At 73.9% G+C, this 16108-nt stretch carries 14 protein-coding genes and 1 rRNA gene; 3 read left to right on the top strand and 12 right to left on the bottom strand.

The window, feature by feature from the left end; translation table 11 throughout:
- Positions 1-26: 26 nt before the first annotated feature.
- Positions 27-983: an LLM class F420-dependent oxidoreductase gene (locus tag ADK65_RS23205; RefSeq protein WP_053672294.1), complete on the bottom strand. Its 957-nt coding sequence runs from the start codon at positions 981-983 to the stop codon at positions 27-29.
- A 125-nt stretch (positions 984-1108) separates the two neighbouring features.
- On the opposite strand from ADK65_RS23205, the gene ADK65_RS23200 reads away from it, so the two are divergent.
- Positions 1109-2755, top strand: coding sequence for a PucR family transcriptional regulator (locus ADK65_RS23200; RefSeq protein ID WP_053672293.1), 1647 nt, complete (start codon positions 1109-1111; stop codon positions 2753-2755).
- A 25-nt stretch (positions 2756-2780) separates the two neighbouring features.
- Here the strand turns inward: ADK65_RS23200 and ADK65_RS23195 are convergent, their stop codons facing one another.
- The 5 genes from ADK65_RS23195 to ADK65_RS23175 all read right to left on the bottom strand — a co-directional run bounded on the left by ADK65_RS23195 (position 2781) and on the right by ADK65_RS23175 (position 8013).
- Complete coding sequence (locus tag ADK65_RS23195) at positions 2781-3923, bottom strand: glycosyltransferase family 4 protein (protein ID WP_053672292.1); 1143 nt, start codon at positions 3921-3923, stop codon at positions 2781-2783.
- A gap of 211 nt (positions 3924-4134) precedes the next feature.
- On the bottom strand, positions 4135-5853 hold the full coding sequence (recN, locus tag ADK65_RS23190; RefSeq protein ID WP_053672291.1) for a DNA repair protein RecN: 1719 nt from the start codon (positions 5851-5853) through the stop codon (positions 4135-4137).
- Between the two features lie 156 nt (positions 5854-6009).
- The gene (locus tag ADK65_RS23185) at positions 6010-6915 is read right to left on the bottom strand and encodes an NAD kinase (RefSeq protein WP_053672290.1); all 906 of its coding nucleotides are present in this window, start codon (positions 6913-6915) and stop codon (positions 6010-6012) included.
- Positions 6912-7727: a TlyA family RNA methyltransferase gene (locus ADK65_RS23180; protein ID WP_053672289.1), complete on the bottom strand. Its 816-nt coding sequence runs from the start codon at positions 7725-7727 to the stop codon at positions 6912-6914. Before ADK65_RS23180 ends, ADK65_RS23185 begins: the two co-directional genes overlap by 4 nt.
- Positions 7728-7734: 7 nt before the next feature.
- Positions 7735-8013, bottom strand: a complete 279-nt coding sequence (locus ADK65_RS23175) for a hypothetical protein (RefSeq protein WP_053672288.1) — start codon at positions 8011-8013, stop codon at positions 7735-7737.
- A 42-nt stretch (positions 8014-8055) separates the two neighbouring features.
- Between ADK65_RS23175 and ADK65_RS23170 the strand changes: the two genes are divergently transcribed.
- Positions 8056-8403 carry a sterol-binding protein gene (locus ADK65_RS23170; protein WP_053672287.1) on the top strand — a complete coding sequence of 116 codons (348 nt, stop codon included), beginning with the start codon at positions 8056-8058 and terminating at the stop codon, positions 8401-8403.
- On the opposite strand, the gene ADK65_RS23165 is transcribed toward ADK65_RS23170, so the two are convergent.
- The 4 genes from ADK65_RS23165 to ADK65_RS23150 form a co-directional block, all read right to left on the bottom strand.
- A complete protein-coding gene (locus tag ADK65_RS23165; RefSeq protein WP_078956099.1) occupies positions 8387-9280 on the bottom strand; it encodes an ABC transporter ATP-binding protein in 894 nt (297 codons plus the stop codon). The genes ADK65_RS23170 and ADK65_RS23165 overlap by 17 nt on opposite strands.
- On the bottom strand, positions 9277-10314 hold the full coding sequence (locus ADK65_RS23160; RefSeq protein WP_053672285.1) for a FecCD family ABC transporter permease: 1038 nt from the start codon (positions 10312-10314) through the stop codon (positions 9277-9279). Before ADK65_RS23160 ends, ADK65_RS23165 begins: the two co-directional genes overlap by 4 nt.
- Complete coding sequence (locus ADK65_RS23155) at positions 10311-11354, bottom strand: FecCD family ABC transporter permease (RefSeq protein WP_053672284.1); 1044 nt, start codon at positions 11352-11354, stop codon at positions 10311-10313. The genes ADK65_RS23160 and ADK65_RS23155 overlap by 4 nt, the downstream gene beginning before the upstream one ends.
- 85 nt (positions 11355-11439) lie before the next feature.
- Positions 11440-12471, bottom strand: coding sequence for an HAD hydrolase-like protein (locus ADK65_RS23150; protein ID WP_053672283.1), 1032 nt, complete (start codon positions 12469-12471; stop codon positions 11440-11442).
- Between the two features lie 72 nt (positions 12472-12543).
- Here ADK65_RS23150 and ADK65_RS23145 point away from each other — a divergent pair, with 72 nt between their 5' ends.
- Complete coding sequence (locus tag ADK65_RS23145; RefSeq protein WP_053672282.1) at positions 12544-13836, top strand: DUF1015 domain-containing protein; 1293 nt, start codon at positions 12544-12546, stop codon at positions 13834-13836.
- Positions 13837-13906: 70 nt separating this feature from the next.
- On the opposite strand, the gene ADK65_RS38930 is transcribed toward ADK65_RS23145, so the two are convergent.
- Positions 13907-14668, bottom strand: a complete 762-nt coding sequence (locus ADK65_RS38930) for a tetratricopeptide repeat protein (RefSeq protein WP_053672362.1) — start codon at positions 14666-14668, stop codon at positions 13907-13909.
- Between the two features lie 1345 nt (positions 14669-16013).
- A 5S ribosomal RNA gene (gene rrf / locus ADK65_RS23135) occupies positions 16014-16108 on the bottom strand; the annotation flags it as partial.

Raw genomic sequence — 16108 nt, 5'->3', positions numbered from 1 at the left:
TCGGCCCTGAGCACGCCCCCGGGGTGTCACGCCGGCCTGAGGGCCGTCAGCGTGCGTTCCCCCGCGGGGTCGCCCGCCGTGGCCGGGACGAGGGCGATCTCGTCGAGTCCGGCCTCGGCGTAGGCGGCGATGCGGGCGCGGACGGTGTCCGCGTCGCCGACCAGGGCGACCGTGCCGACGGCCTCGGGCGGCAGGGCCCGCAGCAGGGTGTCCGGGTCGGCGCCCTTGGCGGCCAGCTCGACGACGGCGGCGAAACCGGCATCGACGAACATGTCGCTGTAGCCCGGTACGGCGAGGTAGCCCACGACGCCGCGCAGGATCTGGGTGAGCGACTCCGGCTCCGGGTCGACGGCGGCGGGCAGCCAGGCGGCCAGCCGCGGCGGTGTACGGCCCGCTTTCTCGGCGGCGGCGAGCATCCGGGCCCGCAGCATGCGGACCTGCTCGGGTGAGACGAGGTCGAGCAGCATCCGGTCGGCGTGCGCCACGGCCGCGGCCACCGCGCGCTCCCCGAACGCCGCGACGGTGACGGTGCCTCCGGGCGGCGGGAGACGGCGCAGTAAGCCGCTGCCGGGCACGATGGGCTCGCCGGGCACGCCGTCCATCAGTGTCCGCACGGCCGCCGCCGACTCCTCGAGGGCGGCGGCGGGCCGGGTGCGCGGGCGGCCGTGCACACCCTCCACGACGCGCTTGCTGGAGGTGCCCAGCGCCACCCCGACGGGCCGGCCCGTGACGGCCGCGGTGGAGGCGGCGCCCCGGACGATGGTGAGCGGGTCCCGCACCGACACCGGCACGGGACCGGCGGTCAGCGCGACCTGCTCGGTGGCCGCGCCGATCGCCGCGGCCAGGACGAACGCGTCCCACGTGGGTCCCTCGCCCGCCCACACCTCCCGGTACCCGAGCCGGTCGGCGAGCACCGCGGACCGCAACGGCTCCTCGACCGGACTGTCGTCCTCCCGCCCCACCGCGACCACACTCATGTCCATGACGGCGCCCTACCCTGCCGATCATCCGGTAATCCGGGGAGGTCCACGACGGGATCGGGGCGGTGATCGTCCCGACGCCCCTCCGCAGATGTCCGGGAGGCGGGCGCGCGGGTAGCGTCCGGCTCATGGAGAGCGGGACGGACAGCGCGCACGACACCCAGGGCGCCGGGATCACCGTGCGGCGGGCGCTGGAGCTGCCGGGGTTGCGCAGCGGACTGCCCGAGGTGCTGGCGGGTGCCGAGCGGCTCGGGCGGACCGTGCGGTGGGTGCACGCGGGCGAGGTGCCGCACATCGCCTCGCTGCTCAAGGGCGGGGAACTGCTGCTGACCACGGGCTACGGCCTCGGTACCCGGCCCGCCGAACAGCGGGCGTTCGTGCGCACCCTGGCCGAGCGCGGCATCGCGGCCCTGGTCGTGGAGCTCGGACCGCGCTTCACCCGGCTGCCCGCGGCCCTCGTGGACACCGCACGCGCGGCCGGACTGCCGCTGGTCCAGCTGCACCGCGAGGTGCCGTTCGTCACGGTCACCGAAGAGGTCCACACCGAGATCGTCAACGGCCACTACGCGCTGCTGCAGCGGGCCGAGGAGGTGCACCGGCGGTGCACGCAGGCCGTGCTGGGCGGCGGCGGGGTGCCCCAGGTGCTCGGCATCCTGGCCGACTTCGCCGGCAATCCCGTGTTCCTGGAGACGGCGGACGGGCAGCTGCTGTACGCGGCCGGGGCCGGGCCCCAGGGCGCGGACCCGCTCCAGGTGTGGGAGGGGCTGCGCGGCCAGCACAAGGACGAGCCGCCGCTCGCGGGGTCGGTCCTGGTGGACGTGCCGGGCGGCGGGCCCGGCAGCGGGGGCGTCCGGGCACGTCTCGTCCTGCTGCCGGTGCGCACGCCCCTGGCGACGGTGCACCGGATGGCGGCCGAGCGGGCCGCGGGCATCCTGGCCGTGGTGCTGATGCAGGCCCGCCAGGAGGAGGAGCTGGCGGCGCGCGGGCGGGGCGACTTCCTCACCGACCTCGCCGAGGGCCGGGTGACGGCCGAGGACGCCCCCGCACAGGCCCGCGTGCTGGGCTTCCGGCCCGGCGAGGGGCCGCTGCTGCCGGTGGTCATGCGACTCGGGGAAGCCCTGTCCCCGGGCGGAGGAGGCTGGGTCGTTCCGGCGCGGGCGGTCTCGGAGGAGCTGGCCTCGCTGGGCGTGCCGGTGCTGCTCGGCGTGCGGCCGCTGGAGGGCCGGGTGCTGGTACTGCTCGGGCTGCGTGCGGAGTCGGAGCGGACTGCGGTCGCGGACCGGGTCGCGGCGGCGCTGCGGGCCGGTGTGGGCCGGGCCGGGATACCGCGGCCGGGCGGGCAGCCGCCCGTGGTGGTCGTGGGGACGGCCGGCGGCTGGCCGGCGGCGGCCTCGGGCCTGCGGCACGCGGCCGAAACGGCCACGGCGGCCCAGGGGCTCGCGGACCGGCCCTGGTACGACGCCCGCCGGCTCGACATCGACCTGCTGCTGTGGCGGCTGCGCGACCATCCGGACCTGGCGGCCTTCGTCGACCGGGCCCTCGGCCCGCTGCTGGAACACGACCGACGTTCCCGGCCGCCGCTGCTGCCCACGTTGACGACCTACCTCGCCCACGCGGGGCGCAAGGCGGAGACGGCCCGGGAGCTGCACCTGAACCGGCAGACCCTGTACAACCGTCTGGCCCGCATCGGGGAGTTGCTGGGCACGGACCTGGACGACCCGCAGACGGTCCTGGCCCTGAGCCTGGCCCTGCGAGCGCGCAGACACGTCCCTTAGGGCCTCTGGGCGTCTCCCGGCGTCTCTAGGTGAGCGGGCGGGGTTGCGTCAGCTCGTCGTACACGCTGAGGACCTGGGCGACCGTCTCGTCCTCGGTCGGCCAGGTGGCGGCCTGCCGGGCGCCCCTGGCCGTCAGCAGTTCCCGGCGCGACGGGTCGTCGAGCAGCCGCACGACGGCGTCGGCCAGGGCTTTCGCGTCGCCGTACGGGACGAGTTCGGCCGCGTCGCCGACGAGTTCGGGGATGCCGCCGACCTCCGTCGCGACGAGCGGCACGCGTGCGTGGAGGGCCTCCTGGGCGAGGACGGAGCGGGCCTCCCAGCGGCTGGGCAGCAGGGCGAGGTCGGCGGCGGCGAGCAGGTCGGTGATGTCGTCGCGCCGGCCGATGAGCCGGACGGGCAGCCCCTCCTCCTCGATCCGGCCCTGGAGTTCACCGCGCAGCGGCCCCTCCCCGGCGATCACGACCAGCGGCACGGGATCGAGCCGGCGCCATACGCGTGCGGCGTCCAGCAGCACGTCGTACCCGCGGTGCCGTTCCAGGGAGCCGACAGCCATCAGCAAAGGCCTGCCGATGGCGCCGAGTTCGGCGCGGACCTTGGGCCGCAGCCGGTCGGGGTCGTCGGGTTCGCGGGGGCTGCGGGGGCCGGGCAGGGCGACGGCCGCGAGCCGGGCGTCCCGCGCGCCGGTGAGCCTGGCCCGGTCCACGAGCGGCGAGGTCGTGCCCAGCACCACGGTGGCCGCCTTGACGACCCTGCGCTCCAGTACCCGCAGCATGTGGGCGCGGGCCCCGTCGGCGTGCGCCCGGTCGTGCCACGTCACCACCAGCGGGGTGCGCACGCGCCGCCCGCTGAGGGCGAGGACGGTACGGAAGGAGGCGTGCAGGCCGTGCGCGTGCACCAGGTCGGCGTGGGCGCAGGCCGCGCGCAGGGCCGCCACCGACACCGGGTCGCTGCTGCGCGGCACGTGCACGTGGTCGGCGCCGACTCCGCTGAAGTCATAGGCGCGGTCGGCCTCGTAGGGGGCGCACACCGTGACTTTCACGCCCCGCGCGACGAGCCCCGCGGCCAGCGAGCGCACATGCGCGCTGCTGGCGGCGTTGCCTCCGCCCAGCACCTGCACGGTGCGCAGCGGCAACTGGCCGTGCGGTGAGTGGCTGCTCACGGGGGTCACGTGGCCGGGCTCCTGGTTCGGGTCGGGCGGTCACGACGCGTACTCCGCCAAGGATGCCAGGGCGTAAGGGGGTTCCGGGACCGCCGGAGCTCCCGCGACGCGACTGCGGGGCGGCGGCATCGGGGGTGTGCGCCGGGCCGGGTCACCCACACGAGTGAAATCGGGCGACCCGCCCGGCCCTTGCCGCAAAGCGCCGGTGCACCGACAGAGCCTAGGCGTCCGCCCGGGCCGCCGCGAGCAGCTCCTCCGCGTGCGCCCGGGCCGTCTCGGAGTCCTCCTGGCCGGCGAGCATGCGGGACAGCTCCCGGACCCGGTCCTCGCCTTCGAGGACCTTGACGCCGGAGCGGGTCACGGACCCGTCGTTGGTCTTCTCGACCAGCAACTGCCGGTCGGCGAAGGCGGCCACCTGCGGCAGATGCGTCACGACCACGACCTGCGCGGTCTTCGCCAGCCGCGCGAGCCGCCGGCCGATCTCGACCGCCGCCTTGCCGCCGACCCCGGCGTCGACCTCGTCGAAGAGGTACGTCGGCACGGGATCCGTCCCCGCGAACACGACCTCCACGGCCAGCATCACCCGGGACAGCTCACCGCCGGAGGCGCCCTTGGCGATCGGCCGGGGCGGCGCGCCCGGATGCGGGGCCAGCAGCAGCTCGACCTCGTCGGCGCCCGCGGGGCCGTAGGCGACCGGACGGCCGCCGACCTCGACGCCGTCGGGGTCCTCGGTCTGCCGGATGTCGAAGGACACGCGCGCGTGCGGCATGGCGAGCGAGGCCAGCTCGGCGGTCACGGCGGCGGCGAACCGCTCGGCGGCCTCCGTCCGGGCGTCCGTCAACGCCTGCGCGAGCCCGCCCAGCTCGGACCGCAGGGCGTCCCGCTCGGCGGTCAGCTCCCCGATCCGCTCGTCGTCGCCCTCGAGTTCGGTGAGCCGCGCGGCGCTCTGCTCGGCCCAGGCCAGCACGGTCGCGATGTCCTCGCCGTACTTCCGGGTCAGCCCGGTGAGCGCGGCCCGCCGCTCCTCGACGGCCGCGAGCCGCAGCGGATCGGCGTCCAGGTCGTCGGCGTACCCCGCCAGATCACCCGCCGCGTCGCGCAGCAGGATCCCGATCTCTCCGACGCGGTCGGCGAGCGCGGCCAGCGCCGAGTCGTGCGACCGCACGGCGTCCAGGGCCCGCTGGGCACCCGCGACGAGGGTCCCTGCGTCCACGCCCTCCGGATCCTCCGGGTTGCCCGCGAGGGCGGCGTGCGCGGCCGCCGCGGCGGATGCCAGCGCCTCGGCGTGCCCGAGCCGCTCGGCCTCCTCGGCCAGCTCCACGTCCTCACCGGCCCGGGGCTCCACGGCCGCGATCTCGTCGAGACCGAAGCGCAGCAGGTCGGCCTCCTGGGCCCGTTCCCGCGCCCGGGTGGTGATCTCGTCGAGCTCGGTGGCCACGGCCCGCAGCCGCTTGTACGCCTCGCCGTACTTGGCCAGCGGTCCGGCGACCGCGTCGCCCGCGTACCGGTCGAGCGCCTGCCGCTGCCGGGACAGCTTGAGCAGCCCCTGCTGGTCGGTCTGCCCGTGCACGGCCACCAGCTCGTCGGCGAGCTCGGCGAGCACGCCCACGGGCACGCTGCGCCCGCCCAGGTGCGCCCGGGAGCGCCCCTCTGCGGAGACGGTACGGCTGATCAGCAGGGCCCCGTCGTCCAGCTCGGCCCCGGCCTCCTCGGCGCGCACCGCGGCCGTGGCGTCGCGGGGAACGGTGATCCGCCCCTCCACGACGGCCTTGCCGGCCCCGATCCGTACGAGCGCGGGATCGGCCCGTCCGCCCAGCAGCAACCCCAGGCTGGTGACCACCATGGTCTTGCCCGCACCCGTCTCACCGGTGACCGCGGTGAACCCGGGCGACAGCTCGACGACGGCGTCGTCGATCACGCCCAGCGACCGTATCCGCATCTCCTCCAACACGGACACGACCTTACGAGGTCGGAGCCGAGGATTGCGACCGGCCTGCCTTTGTCACCCACGCGTGTGGCAGCGCCCCGTCAGGGGCGCGGGGAACTGCGCGACCGGCCACAGCAGGCCCGCACCCGCCAACGGCGAAGAACCACGCTAGTGGGGGGCGCCCCGCCACCCGGAAACGGGCAGCGCGAACTTCGCCACCAGCCGATCCGTGAAAGAAGCATGATGCAGCCGCGCCAGCCGCACCGGCACGGCCCCCCGCCGCACCTCCACCCGCGCCCCGGCCGGCAACTCCACCGTCCGCCGTCCGTCACACCACAGCACACCCGGCGGAATGTGGGGCAGAACCTCCACAGCCAACACGGAATCCGGCGATGTCACGAGCGGCTTCGCGAACAGTGCGTGCGCGGAGATCGGCACCATCAGCAGCGCCTCGACCTCCGGCCACACCACCGGCCCGCCCGCCGAGAAGGCGTACGCCGTCGACCCCGTGGGCGTGGCGCACACGATCCCGTCACAGCCGAAGCCGGTGACCGGCCGTCCGTCGATCTCCAGGACGATCTCCAGCATCCGCTCGGCGGACACCTTCTGCACGGCGGCCTCGTTCAGCGCCCAGTCCGTGTGCACGATGTCGCCGTTCTGGTGCACCACGACGTCGACGGTCATCCGCTCCTCGACCTCGTACGCCTTGGTCACCACCCGGTCGACGACCTTGTCGAGGTCGTCCCGCTCCGCCTCCGCGAGGAAGCCGACGCGCCCTAGGTTGACGCCGAGCATCGGCACGCCCGAGGCCCGGGCGAACTCGGCGCCGCGCAGCAGCGTGCCGTCGCCGCCCAGCACGATCAGCAGCTCACACCCGTCGAGGCACTGCGGGGTGGCCTCCTTGACCAGCTCCACCTCCGACGGCAGCGGCAGATCGCGTGCCTCGGCCTCCAGGACGCGCACACCGAGACCGGAGCGCAGCAGCCCCTTCACGACGAGCTCGGCACTGCGCACGGCCGCGGGCCGGCCCGTGTGGGCGAGCAGGAAAACAGTACGAGCTCGGTTCTCGGTCAACGCGGCCCCTCCGCCACTGCACGGTCTGCCTCGGCCGGGTCCAGTTCCGGTGCCCCGGACCGCAGCCACAGAAAGTATTCGACATTCCCCGACGGCCCGGGCAGCGGACTGGCCGTCACGCCCTTCACCCCGAGCCCCAGCCCCCAGGCCTTCTCGGCCACCCCCCGTACCGCCTCGGCCCGCAGCTGGGTGCTGCGCACCACTCCCCCGCTGCCGAGGCGCTCCTTGCCCACCTCGAACTGCGGCTTGACCATCATCACCAGATCGGCGTCCGGCTTCACGCACCGCACCAGGGCGGGCAGGACCAGCCCGAGCGGGATGAAGGACAGATCCCCCACGACAAGATCCACTGGCTCCCCATCGATCGCTTCAAGCGTCAACTCGCGTACGTTCGTACGGTCCTTGACGGTGACGCGTTCATCCTTCTGGAGGGACCACGCGAGTTGTCCGTATCCGACGTCCACGGCGACGACGTGGGCCGCGCCCGCCCGCAGCAGGACGTCGGTGAAACCGCCGGTGGACGCGCCCGCGTCGAGCGCCCTGCGCCCCTCGACGGCCAGCCCCTGAGGGCCGAACACCGCGAGCGCGCCGGCCAGCTTGTGACCGCCGCGCGAGACGTAGTCGGGGTCGCTGTCGTCCTGGGCGACCAGGATCGCGGCCGCGGTCTCCACCTGCGTGGCGGGTTTCGTCGCGACGGTCTTGCCCACGGAGACCCGCCCCGCGGCGATCAGCTGCGCGGCGTGCTCACGCGAGCGCGCGAGCTTCCGGCGGACCAGCTCCGCGTCCAGACGGCGACGTGCGACTCCTGCCACGTTCGGTTCAGCTCCTAGGTGCGTGCGGCTTGGGGGCATGGGAGGGAGGTCCCGGGCGTGCGTCGAGCGCGGTGAGCGCGTCGCGCAGCCCCCGGTGTACATCCTCGTACACCTCGAGATGCCCGTCCGTGGCGAGGTGGTCCGCGTCGCCGAGCCGGTCCAGGGCGGCGTCCACCCCGGCGTCACCGGTGGGCGTGCGGGGCACGTTCAGGGGAGCCGGGGCGGCGGGGTCGTACGCCGGCTCTTCCTCCGCCACCGGCGGAGGCTCGGGAACTGCGTCGTTCATGCCCCGACGCTACCGCGAACCGCTGCGGTACCGTCGACCGCGATGGCCACGATCGAGGAGTGCCGCAGCGCACTCGACAAGCTTTCGGACAACATGCAGCGCGCCGAAGGGGACGTCCGCGACGCCGCGGCCCTGGACCGCTCGGTGAGCTGCCACATCACGGACCTCGACGTCACCTTCGCCGGCCGGATGCGCGGCGGGCGGATCGAGGTGCACGACACCGTGCAGGGCCCGCCGCCCGGCAAGGCCGAGATCAGACTCGCCATGACCGGCGACGACCTGGTGGCCCTGGTGGGCGGCGAGCTGAACTTCGCCAGGGCCTGGGGTTCGGGCCGGGTGAAGCTGCACGCCGGTGTGCGTGACCTGCTGCAGCTCAGGAAGCTTCTGTAGCCGCGGCCTTCCCGACCGTGCTCTGAACGCGGGTCTTGCGGGCCGCCGGCACGACCAGCGGTGTGCCCGTCTCCGGATCGTCGATGACCTGGCAGCGCAGCCCGAAGACCTCCTCGACCAGGTCCGCCGTGACGATGTCCTTCGGCGCGCCCTCGGCGATGACCCGGCCCTCGCGCAGGGCGATGAGGTGGGTGGCGTAGCGGGCGGCGTGGTTGAGGTCGTGCAGTACGGCGACGAGCGTGCGGCCCTGTTCCTCGTGCAGCTCCGCGCACAGGTCCAGGACGTCGATCTGGTGCTGGATGTCCAGGTACGTCGTCGGCTCGTCGAGCAGCAGCAGCGGCGTCTGCTGGGCGAGGGCCATGGCGATCCACACGCGCTGGCGCTGGCCGCCCGAGAGCTCGTCGACGTAGCGGTCGCCGAGCTCGGCGACGCCCGTCTGCCGCATGGACTCCTGGACGACCCGCTCGTCCTCGGCGGACCACTGGCGCAGGATGCCCTGGTGCGGGTAGCGGCCGCGCCCGACCAGGTCGGCGACGGTGATGCCGTCGGGCGCGATCGACGACTGGGGCAGCAGGCCGAGGGTCCGCGCGACCTTCTTCGCGGGCATCGACTGGATGACCTGCCCGTCGAGCAGCACCCGGCCCTCGCTCGGCTTGAGCATCCGCGACAGCGCCCGCAGCAGCGTCGACTTGCCGCAGGCGTTGGGGCCGACGATCACCGTGAACGACTGGTCGGGTATCTCCACCGACAGCTGCTCGGCGATGACCCGCTGGTCGTAGGCGAGGGTGACGTTCTCTGCGGACAGGCGGTTCACGGTGCTCCCTTGGTAGTTCAGTCCGCTGCTGGTCCTGCTCTCGGCGTGCGTACCCGCCCTCATATCCGGCCCGCCCTGCGCTCACTGACCAGCAGCCACAGCAGGTAGACCCCGCCGAGCACGCCGGTCACCACGCCCACGGGCAGCTGCTCGGCGCCGAACGCCCGCTGCGAGAGCCAGTCGGCGACGACCAGCAGGGCGGCGCCCATGCACAGCGAGGCCAGCAGGTTCGGCCCGGGTGAACGGGTCAGGCGCCGGGCCAGCTGCGGCGCGGTGAGCGCCACGAAGCTGACGGGACCGGCCGCGGCGGTGGCGGAGGCGGTGAGCAGCACGGCCGCCACCATGAGCAGCAGCCGCACGCGCTCGACCCGCACCCCGAGGGCGTACGACACGTCGTCGCCCATCTCCATCATCCGCAGCCCCCGCGCGTTGGCCAGGACGAGCGGCACCAGCACGGCGGTCAGCGCGAGCAGCGGCCACACCTGGTCCCAGTCCCGGCCGTCGAGGGACCCGGTCATCCACACCACCGCGCGGGCGGCGTCCACGATGTCCGACTTGGTGAGCAGATAGCCGTTGACCGCCGTGACGATCGCTGAGACGCCGATGCCGACCAGGACCAGCCGGTAGCCGTGCACGCCACGCTTCCAGGCGAGCAGGTAGATGGCGAGGCCGGTCACCAGACCGCCCACCAGCGCCCCGGCGGCGACCTGGTTGGCGCTGCCGGAGGTCAGCACGATCACCGTGAGCGCGCCGGCCGTCGCCCCCTGCCCGAGGCCGAGCACGTCCGGACTGCCCAGCGGGTTGCGGGAGATGGCCTGGAACAGCGCGCCGCCGAGGCCGAGCGAGGCACCGACCAGCAGCCCGACCAGGACCCGCGGCAGCCGCAGCTCGTTGACGATGAACTCCTGGCCCGGATTTCCCTCTCCGGCCAGCGTCCGCAGCACATCGGCGGCCGGGATCGGGAAGTCGCCGGTGCCGATGAGCACGACACTCGCCACGAGCGCCGCGACGAGCAGCAGAAGCACGACGATGAGGGCCCGCACGTCCAGGCGTACCGAGAGCCCGCCGGTCCGCACGGCACGGTTGGTGGTCTTCACAGCTGTGCCGTCCTCCGCCGTCGTACGAGAAAGATGAACACCGGCCCGCCGAGGATCGCGGTGACGATACCCACCTGCAGCTCCGAAGGACGGGCCACGATCCGGCCGATGACATCGGCGCCGAGCAGCAGCACGGGCGACAGGATCGCCGCGTACGGCAGGATCCAGCGCAGGTCGGGCCCGGTGAACGAGCGGACCACGTGCGGCACCATCAGCCCGACGAACACGATCGGCCCGCAGGCGGCGGTGGCGGCCCCGCACAGCACGGTCGCGGCCAGCATCGACAGCGCCCGGGTGCGGTTGAGGTTGGCGCCGAGCGCCTTGGCGGTGTCGTCGCCCATGGCCATCGCGTTGAGCGGCCGGGCCAGGGCCAGGGCCAGGACCGTGCCGGTCAGCAGGAACGGCAGGACCTGCGTAATGGTCGAGTTCGTCGCCGAGGCCAGCGAACCGACCGTCCAGAAGCGCATCTTGCCCAGCGCCGCCTCGTCCATGATCATCACGGCCTGGAGGTAGCCGTACAACGCGGCGCTGACGGCCGTGCCGGCGAGCGCGAGCCGCACGGGCGTGGCGCCCCGGCTGCCACCGAGGAACCAGACCAGCGCCCCGACCGCGGCCGCGCCGAGGAACGCGAACCAGACGTAGCCGGTGAGTGAGGTGACCCCGAAGTAGGTGATGGCCGTGACGACCGCGGCGGAGGCTCCCGCGTTGATGCCGAGCAGCCCGGGATCGGCCAGCGGGTTGCGCGTGAGGGCCTGCAGCACCGCCCCGGACAGACCGAGCGCGGCACCGGCGAGCAGCCCGAGCAGGGTCCGCGACAGCCGCTCCGCCACGACGACGTCGCCGTAGGTCCCCGAGTCCTCGAACAAGCCGTGCCAGACCTGCCCGAGGGACAGCTCTTTCGCTCCGATCGCGATACTCGCCAGCGCGACGAGCACCAGGATCGCCACGGACAGGAGCAGCCCGAAGGCTCGCACCGCCCGTCGGGTCGGGGGCGCGGGGGCGGTCTCCGCGCGCTGTTCGGGGGGACTCTCGACCAACACGTGGTTAGGTTAGCCTACCCTCGCATTCCGGCAAGATCCGGTGTCCCTCCCCGCCCGGGTACCCGGCCCGGGCACTGACAGGCGCTCAGATGCCCAGCCGTGCCAGGGCCTTCCCCCCGTCCAGCGCGCACGCACCCTCACCGGCCGCCGTCCACGCCACGGCACACAGCGCGCGCAGCCCGTCCAGCGCCTCACCTTCCCCGTCGAGCTCCAGCCGGTCCGCACCGGCCGTCGCCGTCCAGCCACCGCACCGGAAGCCGCCCTCGCCCACCGCGACGACCTCCGGCTGACCGGCGAGCATTCCCCGCAGATCTGCGTCCACATACGTCGGCCGGTGCTGCGGCGGCGCGGCCAGCAGCTGCGCGCCGTCGGTGACACCGGTCAGGACGAGCAGCGAGTCGACCTCCCCGTTGAAAGCGCCCTCGATGTCCGTGTCCAGCCGGTCCCCGACCACCAGCGGCCGCCGCGCCCCGGTCCGCAGGATGGTCTCCCGGTGCATCGGCGGCAGCGGCTTGCCCGCGACCTGCGGCTCGGCCCCCGTGGCGATCCGGACGACCTCCACCGCGGCCCCGTTGCCCGGCGCGATGCCCCGCTCGCTCGGAATCGTCAGGTCGGTGTTGGAGGCGAACCACGGCACGCCCCGCGCCACCGCGTAGGAGGCCTCGGCGAAACGGCCCCAGGGCAGATCGGCCCCGCCGAACCCCTGCACCACCGCCGCCGGGTCGTCGTCCGCGGACTCCACGGGCACCAGCCCGCGCTCCCGCAGCGCGACCCGCAGCCCGTCCCCGCCGATCACCAGCACCCGGGCGCCCTGCGGCACCTGCTCACTGATCAGCCGCGCAACGGCCTGCGCCGAGGTGATGACGTCCTGCGCGCCCGTCGGTATCCCCAGCTCGGTCAGATGCGCTGCCACGGTGTCGGGGGTCCGCAGCGCGTTGTTCGTCACGTACGCCAGGCGCATCCCGCCCTCCCGGGCCGTCGCCAGCGACTCGACCGCGTGCGCGATCGCGCTCCCGCCCGCGTACACGACACCGTCGAGATCGAGCAGCGCCGTGTCGTACGCCTCGCTCAGGGCCTGCCCACTGCCCTCGGGCCTCGTCCTGACGCTTCGGCTCATCCCGCATCGCTCCTCGTTCGACGGCTTTCCCCCGATCATCCCCCATGCCACCGACAGCCGTACGATGCCGGGATGAACTCAGCAGGTCACTCGGAGGCAACGACGCACCGAGGCCTGGAACTCACCCCGTTCCGAGGCCTTCGTTACGACCCCGACCGGGTCGGCAGCCTTGCCGCCGTCACATCTCCCCCGTACGACGTCGTGGTCCGCCCCGACGGCCTGCACCACCTCGAATCCGCCGACCCCCACAACATCGTCCGCCTGATCCTCCCCCAGGCCGCCACGCCCAGCGCCCGCAACGAGCGCGCCGCCGACACCCTGCGCCGCTGGCTGTCCGAGGGCATCCTGACCACCGACCCGGAACCGGGCCTCTACGTCTACGAGCAGCAGGACGGCGAGGGCATGCTGCAACGCGGCATCATCGGCGCCCTGCGCGTGTCGGATCCGGCGGAGCAGCTGGTGCTGCCGCACGAGGACGTCATGCCGCACGTCGTCGCCGACCGCGCGGCACTCATGCGCGCCACCTCGGCCAACCTCGAACCCCTCCTGCTCACCTACCGGGGCAACGGCTCGACGACCGCCACAGCTGACCTGATCGAGCACACCGCGACCCTGCCGCCGCTCCTGGCCACCACCACGGAGGACGGTTTCCGCCACCGCCTGTGGTCGGTCACCGCCCCGAAGGACCTGGCGACGATCCAGGCGGACCTCGGCCGGCACCAGGCCCTGATCGCCGACGGCCACCACCGCTGGGCGACCTACCGCCGCCTGCGCGCGGAGCACCCCTCTCCCAGCCCGTGGGACCACGGCCTGGTCCTCCTCGTCGACACGGCCCGCTATCCGCTCCGGGTCCGCGCCATCCACCGCCTCCTGCACGATCTGCCGGTCGCCGAGGCCGTGGCGGCCCTGGAAGGCCACTTCCGCGTGCGGCGCCTCGACGTCCCCCTGTCCGAGGCCCTGGACACTCTGGCCGACGCCGCCTGCGCCGGAAACGCGTTCCTGCTGGCCGGCGACGGCGCCTTCCACCTCGTCGACCACCCGGACCCGGGCCTGCTGGCCCGTACGGTCCCCTCCGACCGCCCCGCGGCCTGGCGGACCCTGGACGCGACGGTCCTGCACGCCACGCTCCTCGAACAGGTCTGGCGCGTCCCGGAGGACTCACCCGCCCACATCGCCTACATCCACGACACCGCGGCCACGGTCGAGAAGGCGGAACGCGACGGTGGAACGGCCGTCCTGATGCACCCGGTACGCGAGGAGGTCGTGCGGGAGCTGGCCCGCCAGGGCGTGACGATGCCCCGCAAGTCGACGTCGTTCGGTCCGAAACCGGCAACCGGCCTGGTACTGCGGGCACTGGACCTCTGACAGGACGTCATGACGAAGGGGCGGGACCCGAGGCCTCGCAGCCCGGGTCCCGCCCCCTTTCGTACGGACATCAGTCCTTGTCGTCGCCGCCTTCGGCGTCGGTCTCGCTCTCGTCCGCCTTCCGCGGGGCCGGAGCCTCCTCGTCCTCGTCCTCGACCATGGCGTCGACGAACTCCACGCCGTCCAGCTCGGCGAGCCGGTCCGAGGCGTCGGTGCTGCCGTCACGGTCGGCCTCGACGGCCTTGGCGAACCACTCCCGCGCCTCGCCCTCGCGCCCGGCGGCGAGCAGCGCGTCGGCGTAGGCGTACCGCAGGCGCGCGGTCCACGGCTGCACGGAGTTCGCGGCCAGCTCGGGACTCTGCAGCGTCACGATGGCCGCGTCCAGCTGCCCCATGTCCCGCCGGGCACCGGCCGCGACGAGCCGCATCTCCACCTGGCCGGCCTTGTCGAGCTTGTGCACCTCGGGCGCCCCGGCCATGTCCAGCGCCTTCTCCGGCCGGCCGAGCCCGCGTTCGCAGTCGGCCATGACGGGCCACAGGTCGATGTTCCCGGTCATCCGCTTGGCGGCCCGGAACTCGGCCAGCGCCTCGCCGTACTTCTGACTGGCGTACGCGGCGAATCCGGCGGCTTCCCGCACGGCGGCGACACGCGACGCCAGCCGCAGCGCCACCCTGGAGTACCCGTACGCGCCCTCCGGGTCCTCGTCGAGGAGCCGCGCGACCATCACCAGGTTCCTGGCGACGTCGTCGGCGAGCGTCTTGGGCAGGCTCTGCAGCTCCTGCCGTACGTCCTTGTCGATCTCGTCGCCCGTGACGTCCTCGGGGATCGGCAGCCGCTTGATCGGCTCCCTGTCCCGCTCGCGCTCCTCACGGAACCGGCCCGGGCCGCGCCGGTCGTCACGGCCGCGGAAACCACCACGGTCGCCGTCACGCCGGTCGCCGTCACGCCGGAAGCCACGGTCACCGCGGTCGTCCCGCCGGGGCCCGCGCCCACCACGGTCGTCACGACCGCGGAAACCACCACGCTCGCCACGGTTGTCGTCCCGACGGAAGTCGCCGCGGTCGCCACGGTTGTCGTCCCGACGGAAGTCGCCGCGGTCGCCACGGTTGTCGTCCCGACGGAAGTCGCCGCGGTCGCCGCGGGGGCCGTCCTCACGGCGGAAACCGGGACGTCCGCCCCGGCCGCCGTCGTCGCGCCGGAAACCGCCGCGCTCGCCGCGGTCGTCACCGCGACGGTCGTCCCTGCGCTCGTCGCGGCCGCGGAAGCCACCGCGGTCGTCGCGCCGGAAACCGCCACGGTCCCGGTCGCCGTCGCGCGGCCGGTCCCGGTCGTCGCTGCGGAAACCACCGCGCTCGCCGCGGTTGTCGTCCCGGCGGAAACCGCCACGGTCCCGGTCGTCGCGGCGGGGGAACCCGCCGCGGTCGCCGTCACGCCGGTCGTCCCTGCGGTCGTCGCGCCGGTCGTCGCGCCGGAATGCGGGACGCTCGCCGCGGTTGTCCCGGTCGTCACGGCGGAAGGGCGGGCGCTCACCACGGTCGTCCCGACGGAACCCACCCCGGTCACGATCGTCCCTACGGGGGCCGCGGTCACGGTCGTCACGCCGGCCGAAGCCGCCACCACGACTGTCGTCGCGCCGGAAACCGCCACGGTCGCGGTCGTCCCTGCGCTCGCCGCGATTGTCCCGGTCGTCACGGCGGAAGGGCGGGCGCTCACCACGGTCGTCCCGACGGAACCCACCCCGGTCACGATCGTCCCTGCGCGGACCGCGGTCACGGTCGTCACGCCGGCCGAAGCCGCCACCACGACTGTCGTCGCGCCGGAAACCGCCACGGTCACCGCGGTCGGGACGATCGCCGCGGTCGCGGTCGCCTTCACGACGTCCGTATCCTCCGCGGTCGTTGCCGCCCCGGTCGTTGTCGCGACGGAAGCCACCACGGTCACCACGATCACCGCGGCCCCCGCGCTGACCGCCGCGGTCGTTGCGGTCGCCCCGGTCCCCCTCCCGTCGCCGCTGGTCGCGCTCCGGTCGGTCGTCGGGAGAGTTGGTGGACATGGTGACTCCTGTCTTCGGTACCGCAAGTCATTCTCGCGCAGCCGGGTGCCCAGCGCGCACTGCCAAAACAAAAAGGACCCTTGGTCCCAGCTGAACGCTGGGACCAAGGGTCCTTCCAAAGATTGTTCGGCGGCGTCCTACTCTCCCACAGGGTCCCCCCTGCAGTACCATCGGCGCTGTAAGGCTTAGCTTCCGGGTTCGGAATGTAACCGGGCGTTT

Origin of the sequence: Streptomyces sp. NRRL B-1140 (assembly GCF_001280065.1) — a bacterium.
In the GTDB taxonomy this organism is placed as follows: Bacteria; Actinomycetota; Actinomycetes; order Streptomycetales; family Streptomycetaceae; genus Streptomyces.
Note: the sequence above shows the minus strand (reverse complement) of the source record. Positions and strands in the feature narration are given on the sequence as shown.